Here is a 7,003-nt window from a genome sequence, read left to right on the forward strand (position 1 = left end):
TCCTGCCCTACACTCGGAACACCTTCATGACCTCGTCGCCGAGGTGGTTGATGACCTTCACCGCAATGCGACCGTTTTTGGGCTTGTCGAAAGGCCTAGACGTGTCGCTATTGAGCGTCTCCCACGCATCCGCGTTGATTTCCGCCTTGAGGGTGGTCTTCAGAGCCTTGTAGGGATCGTTTGCGCCAAGAAAGTAGGCGTGCCGGACGAAGAAACTCTCTTCATTATAGTCCGTGTCGATGAACCAGCAGGCGATTCCATCCGGGCCGTCGCTTCGCACTTCGCCCGAATTCGGGTGGAAGACATCAACGCCCTTCACCTTCACCTGAATCTGCCCGTCCTTGGTCGGAATGATGTCGATGTCCGGCTCGCCGAAGATAACGAAGAGGTTGCCCTTGCCGGTGTTCTTGAGCTCGTCGGACATGTGCAGGTCTGCGTTTATCCGCGCCTTGAGTACGGGGATGCGTCCAAGCTTCGAGAATTCCGTGGAATGCGCGTCGTAATTGAAGGCGCATGCAATGAGCACGTCAAAGCCCGCCTCTCCGGCCTCGCGCGCGGCTTCCACCAGGTCGGGGCGGGAAACGGTGCCGAACTCCGGCCCGATGAAGACGGCGGCACGTTTCTCCGGCCCCTGCCCGCCGCCCTCCGCGTAGCGCCCTTCGGCACAGACCCTGTCGCCCGGCCACGGCACAAGCGAGGTGAACGTAATTTTATCGTCCTTGCGCGACTGCTGGACCCCGGCGGTCTTCAGGTTCTCCAGAATCATCTGCACGAAGTCCTGCTCGCCACCTGCCGCCTGCCCCTGCTTCGCCGGGTCGATGAGGTCGTCATTCTCGTCCACGGCCAGCACGCGGTGCGGAGACAGGCTCTCCACGGTGAACGGACCGGCCACGCGGACCTTCTTCTTGTCCTCGTAGGGCTTGTCGTAGAGGTACTCGAAGTCGGCCTTGGCGGCGATGGACGCATCAATTTCCTTCTGCCGGGCAATGCGCAGTTGCCACCAGCGCTTGTGGGCTTCCTTTGCACCCGGTGCCCACTTCTCGTCGGCCTCGCGTGGGATTTCCCATTCCTCCCAGCCCTTGCCGAGCGCCTTGTTCAGCTCGGCCCGGAGTGGCTCAAGGCGCTCCTGATACTTATCCCAAATGACATCAATCTCGGCGTTGTTGGCGATGGATTTCAGGGTGATGTGCGGCACCCGCTCGTACACGAAGCCATGGCGGATGTCGCCATAGGTCGGCTTGCTCGAAGGCGCGGTGTTGACAATCTCCGCTTCCTTGAGCTGGCCGTCCTTGCTGTCGGCCAGTAAGTAGTAGGAATATCGTGCGCCCATGACGCGCGCGCGGGCCAGAGCCAGCGCAACGCGTGAAGTATCAATGGTTATCCAGCGCCTGCCCCACTGCTCGGCGACATAGGCCGTGGTGCCGGAACCGCAAGTAGGGTCGAGCACGAGGTCTCCGGGGTCAGAGGCCATGAGCATACAGCGTTTTATGACCTCCGTGCTGGTCTGAACGACATAGACCTTGTCCATCCCACTTCCAGAGGCGGTATCTACCCACAGGTTTGAAAGCTCTTCTACTGCGTAGTCGTTCCAATAGCGCAAACTTGCTACCGAGTTTCCTTGGCGGCGAATTCTGCCAGACCGCATTATTCTGTATGTGCTGTCTTCAGGGAATCCCCACCACCTTTTTCCAGGGGAATACACAAAACCTTCAAAATTTAGCTCGTATCTTGCTCCAGGCCCAGGTTTTGTAAAGGAAACCAGACGACACAATTTGTCTTTCTCAATAACTTTCCAATTTCTCTTTTCTTCTTCATTTAATGAGCGAATAGAATAGTCCTGACAAACAATTTGCGTATACTGACCTATGTTATCAAGACTCTTTGAAATAAGGAATTTTCTGAATTTTGACGATTGTTCGTTTTTAACAAACCAAAGTATGTAATCTAATCTTCTAGGTAAACCAGTTGCACCTAGCGCACCAGCTTTTACAAATGAAATTTGAGCAAAAAAGTTTTCAGGACCAAAACATTCAGACATAATAGACCTTACAAGGTGTACATTCTCTTCACCTATTTGTACGAATATGCTCCCAGAATCTGCAAGCAAATCCCGCGCTACAGTAAGTCTGTCTTTGATATACGTAAGATATGAATGTATACCATCACGCCATGTATCTCTAAACGCCTTTACCTGTTCCGGCTCTCTGGTAATCTGTTCAAAACTCCCATCTTTTACATCGCGTGTCGTAGTTGACCACTGAAAATTCGAATTGAACTTGATGCCATAGGGTGGATCAAAATAGATGCACTGGACCTTGCCGCGAAGCCCCTCGCGCTCTGCAAGGCTCGCCATGACCTGAAGCGAATCGCCCAGAATCATGCGGTTGGTCCAGTTGGCGTCGTGCTGGTAGAATTCAGTCTTGGCATCCTCGGTCGGCAGACCATTGAAGTCGGAAAAAAGGTCATACTGTGCCTGTTTGGACTTTTTCTCTTCCTTCGTTCGACGCATCAAGTCGTCAATGAGCACCTTGGGGTGCACCTTTTCCTGAATATACAGCGGCGGCGCATTCACCACGAGGTCCGACCAATCCTGTTCGTCTTTCCCTCGCCACATGAGTTGAGGGTCGAGGTCGCGGTTGCGCTCGTAGCGCACCTGCACCGGCGCCTTGTCACGTTCGGTCATGATGGACTGGTATTCGGCCGTAGGAATGTTCTTTCGACTAGCGTCACCATGTGTGATGGCTTCAACTGTCTTGGGGGTAGAGGGCTTAGCCATGGTTATTTCTCTCCCGCGCCGGGGGCGGCGATTGCTGTAATCATGCTGTTGACCGAGGAACGGACCTTGTCCGCGAAGTCAGGCTCCATGCGCAGCACCTGCGTCAGTTCCGTGAATGCCCAGCGGCCATAGGTGCCAAGGTTGTTCACGCCCGGCACCCAGTACGTATCCATGGTCGCCTTCTTGTCTTTGGCGTCCTCACCCCTGTAGCCCTTCACCTCAACCACCAGGTTGAGCAGGTCTTCGCGCCCGTCATCCACTTTCACGATGAAGTCCGGCAGGTAGCGGCGCGTCTCCGAGCCGAAGCGATAGGGCACCTCAAAGCCGAGGTTGTGGTTCTTTACGTAGGCGCGCACACGGGGGTGTTCTTCCACTACGCGGCAGAACTCGGCCTCCCAATCGCTGTCGAGGATAGCCCAATTGATATGGCAGAGGTTCGGACTCGTCTGCCACCGAAGCGTCTTGGTCGTATTGAAGGCGACATGCCGCGTGCTGCCAGTGGGGTTGTAGGGATCAAGTACGGCCTTGACCGGACACGTTTCACTGTGCGCACTTGTGATGGCGTTGGTGATTCGTTCGCAGGCGATGTCGGCCAAAGATTGATACATGAGTTGTGCCGGGAAGGTGCCACCCTCGCACACAAGGCAGGTGTCGAGCCATTCCTTGGCGATACGCTTAAGTTGGCCGAAGAGGTGAAGCTTTGGCTCCGTGTTCGGGTCGCGCCATTTGGTGTACAGCAGGCGCTGGGTAAGGTGGAACAGAAGCGTCGAGCGGCGCAAGTCGCCAGTGTGGACAAGATTAAGGTCCACTCCCTCGCCAATGATGCCTTGCGTTCGCGTGCTGGTTGCACCGACCTGTTCCGGCGTCAACTTGAGCACGGAGTCTGCGTTGAATTTCGCGGTGAGCCGCTCTTCCGGCAGTTCCACGCGGTACCCGGCGACGTTGGGGAAGCGGATTTCAAGGTGGTCGCGCTCCGGGCTCATGGCCTTCACGTGGATGGTCACACGAGGCTTAAGCGGCTTCACCGGCACGGACTGCGCCGTAAAATCGAAGGGGATGCCGAGCACGTCGGCGTATTCCACATTGAAGAGCCCCTCGTCGTTCAGGTCATAGGCCTGACGCCGAAGGGCACGGCCGATGACCTGTTCGCACAAGAGCTGCGTGCCGAAGGCGCGGACGCCGAGCACATGGGTGACGGTGTTCGCATCCCAGCCTTCCGTCAACATGGACACGGAGACGACGCACCGGATAGAGCCGCCCAGCCTGTCCGGCTTGCCCACGGTGTTCATGACCTCGCGCAAAAGGTCGTTGTCTGACAGATTCTCTGCCTGTCGCGGGTCGCCCGTTCGCTCGATGATTTCGCGCCGGAATCGCTCGATTTCATCAGCGGCCACTTTGCGGAAGTTGTCATCAAGGGCCTCGCCCGCTTCAAGCTGCTCGCTATCAATAAGCAGGGTGTGAGGCCGGGCCAGCGGGTTGCCGTGGTCGTCAAAGTTGCGGAAGAGGGGCAAACGCCCGTTTTCCAATTCGGTGGTGCCGTCCTCATTCTCGCGGAAAAAACCGGAGATGTAGTCGAAGACAAGCTTTGACGCGGCCGTGTTGTTGCACACGACGATGAAGCACGGCGGCACATCAATGCCGGCGTCCTGCCAAAGTTCGAAGGTCTTCTTGTAATGCCCGTAGAGAGCCTCCAGTGCCGTCTGCAGCTCCGGTGGAATGCTCAACGGATCTAGCCCCTTGGCCTTGCCGCGCCCTTTTTTGGGCATCTTCTTTCGGATGTGTGACCAGAGATTGCGGAACATGGGCATGTCCGCGCCGGGAATGTTATCTGAGATAGGAACACGTGGCAGTTTGACGATGCCGCATTCGATGGCATCCATCAGCGAAAAATCGCTTACGGTCCACGGAAACAAGGTACCCTCTGCGTAGCCGGAGCCTTTCAGAAAGAAGGGAGTAGCAGACAGGTCGAAGACGCGAGCCACTCCAAGCTTGCGATTCACCATTTCCAAACCGGAAATCCAGAGACGAGCGGCCTCCTTGTTCTGTTCGGCTTCCTGCTTGTCATCGGCATCCAGCGCTTCTTCCGGTTCGCCCGGTTTCTCCCGGTAGCAATGGTGCGCCTCGTCGTTGATGACGAGGATGTTCTTTAGTCCCATGAGGTCAGGCATGACACGCTGAATCATCTGACCCTCAGTTTCCAGTGTGGCCAATTCAGGGCCACGCCCTTGCAAGAGGGCCCGCCCACCTTTCGATACTTCAAGTCGCTCGCGAAGCTTGAATGCGTGGTAGTTTGTGATGACGATTTTTGCCTTGCTCAAATCAGAGAGCATGTCAGGCGGCACCAACTCGCGACTCTGGTAGTAGCTGTCCGGATCATTCGGCTGCAGCACTCGCAGGCGATCCTTGATGGTCAGCCCTGGGGCAACAACAAGAAAACCACGCGTAAACTTTTTGCTGCCGGGATGACGAACGGCATTTAGCGTCTGCCAAGCAATGAGCATGGCCATTACCGTTGTCTTGCCTGCCCCGGTGGCAAGCTTGAGTGCAAGGCGCAGCAGATCGGGGTTGGATGCGGTGCTGGCTTTTTTGAGGTGCTCTACGAACTTTTTTCCGTAAGGAGTGTTCGGTGCGACCTCAGTAAGCCAGATGGCTGTTTCGGCAGCCTCCACTTGACAAAAGAACGGGCGGATACCGCTGAATTGATGAAAACGCCAGTGTTGCAGCAAGCGGGCTGTCGTAGGAGTGACCTGCCACTGACTAGGGCTGGGAAGTTTGCGCCATATATCAACCTGATTCCGGATTTCATTGATGGTCGAAGTCGCATCGTAGCGCTGCCCGTCAGTCGACAGCCCTTTGCCTTCATCAATGCCCAATGAGTACTGCTTCTGCCCCCCCTGCTTCTTCGGCTTGGGAATGGGGGTAATGAACGACACCCTGCGCCGCGATTCGATAATCTGTTGGGTAGGCTGCCCGGTCTCATCGAGTTCCCAGTGGCGGGAGGGGTATTCATAGGGAGAATTGAGAATTGGGCGTTCAAAAAAGGGGTTGGGCATGAAGCGGCTCCTTTGCACCGAGAAGACAGATATAGACGCAGACTCGTCCAACCGGTTTGTGCAAAGGATTAAAAGGATGAAAGAAAAAATGCAATCGTATCTCCACGTGGTTAAGCGACACGGGTAGCCTCAACGGCATACTACGACACAGCAGCGGAACAAATGAAGAGACCTTGGGGCCAGACGAAGCAGGCCCCGCAGATTATGCTTGTTCTGGCATCATCCGCCAGAAAGCCGACTGCCTTTGTTTTTTTCTTAAGATAAGGCAGCAAGTTAACTTGGCATATAAGCCCGCGACAATACGCAGCCTCAAGGGGTGCTTCGACGTGTATTTTAGGAATCTTTATCGACTAATATGAAGAGGGCGCATCATTCATCATTTTTTCAGATATATATTACAGCAATGAAACTAGGGAATTATTCCAGCCATCAGCCCTGATACCCCGCGTATCAGGGCTATTCTCTTTCTAAGGAGTCCTTATGTACCCTGCCGAGTACACCTCCCCAGAGGTCACCGACCTCGCCAAGGCCCTCATTTCCGTTCAGCACACCCTGCAACCGGCCATCAAGGACCGTGAGAATCCGTTCGCCAAATCGCGTTACGCCACACTCAACTCCGTCATGGATTCTTGCCGCGACGCGCTGCTGACCAACGGGATTTGGGTGACCCAGTATCCGGTCCCGGCAGAGGCTGGGCACCTCGGTCTCGTCACCAAGCTCACGCACGCGGAGTCCGGCCAATGGCAGTCGTCGCTGCTGGTCATGCCCCTACCCAGATCCGACCCGCAGGGGTATGGCAGCGCCATGACCTATGCCCGTCGCTACGCGCTTTCGGCCATGCTTGGCATGGTGACGGAAGAGGATGACGACGGCGAGGCTGCTTCCCGTGATACGTCTGCCAGACCACGCGCAGCACGTCAGCCCCGGCAAAAGGCGGAAGGGAGCACCACAACTGCGCATGGACAGCCAGTTCCCCACACTGAGTCACGTCCCATGCTGCCAGACAAGGCACTACACCCGGCCTTGGCATCGCTGCCTAAGCTGGATGGGGTAACCTACACGACGGCCACCACGCAGGATGGCCGTCTTTGCGTTATGGCGTCCGGCAACACGTCTGCCAGAAAGCAACTTCTTGGGGCAGCTGGCTTTCGCTGGAACCCGGAGCGAAAGGTCT

The 7,003-nt window shown here is 56.1% G+C and carries 3 protein-coding genes; 1 reads left to right on the top strand and 2 read right to left on the bottom strand.

Annotated features, from left to right (window positions below; translation table 11 throughout):
• Window positions 1-7: 7 nt before the first annotated feature.
• Together FVW27_RS02560 and FVW27_RS02565 are read right to left on the bottom strand one after the other, a co-directional pair.
• Window positions 8-2,776 (bottom strand): site-specific DNA-methyltransferase, encoded by a 2,769-nt coding sequence (locus FVW27_RS02560; protein ID WP_167122484.1) that lies wholly within the window; start codon window positions 2,774-2,776, stop codon window positions 8-10.
• A 2-nt stretch (window positions 2,777-2,778) separates the two neighbouring features.
• Window positions 2,779-5,829: a BPTD_3080 family restriction endonuclease gene (locus FVW27_RS02565; protein WP_167122486.1), complete on the bottom strand. Its 3,051-nt coding sequence runs from the start codon at window positions 5,827-5,829 to the stop codon at window positions 2,779-2,781.
• Window positions 5,830-6,309: 480 nt separating this feature from the next.
• Between FVW27_RS02565 and FVW27_RS02570 the strand changes: the two genes are divergently transcribed.
• Window positions 6,310-7,003, top strand: a 694-nt coding sequence (locus FVW27_RS02570; protein ID WP_167122488.1) for an ERF family protein, incomplete at its 3' end; no start/stop codon positions are given.

Origin of the sequence: Nitratidesulfovibrio liaohensis (assembly GCF_011682075.1) — a bacterium.
Classification (GTDB): Bacteria; Desulfobacterota; Desulfovibrionia; order Desulfovibrionales; family Desulfovibrionaceae; genus Cupidesulfovibrio; species Cupidesulfovibrio liaohensis.

Coding starts and splice junctions, on each gene's coding strand:
- FVW27_RS02560 (WP_167122484.1), bottom strand. CDS start 2,776: ATGGCTAAGCCCTCTACCCCCAAGACAGTTGAAGCCATCACACATGGT.
- FVW27_RS02565 (WP_167122486.1), bottom strand. CDS start 5,829: ATGCCCAACCCCTTTTTTGAACGCCCAATTCTCAATTCTCCCTATGAA.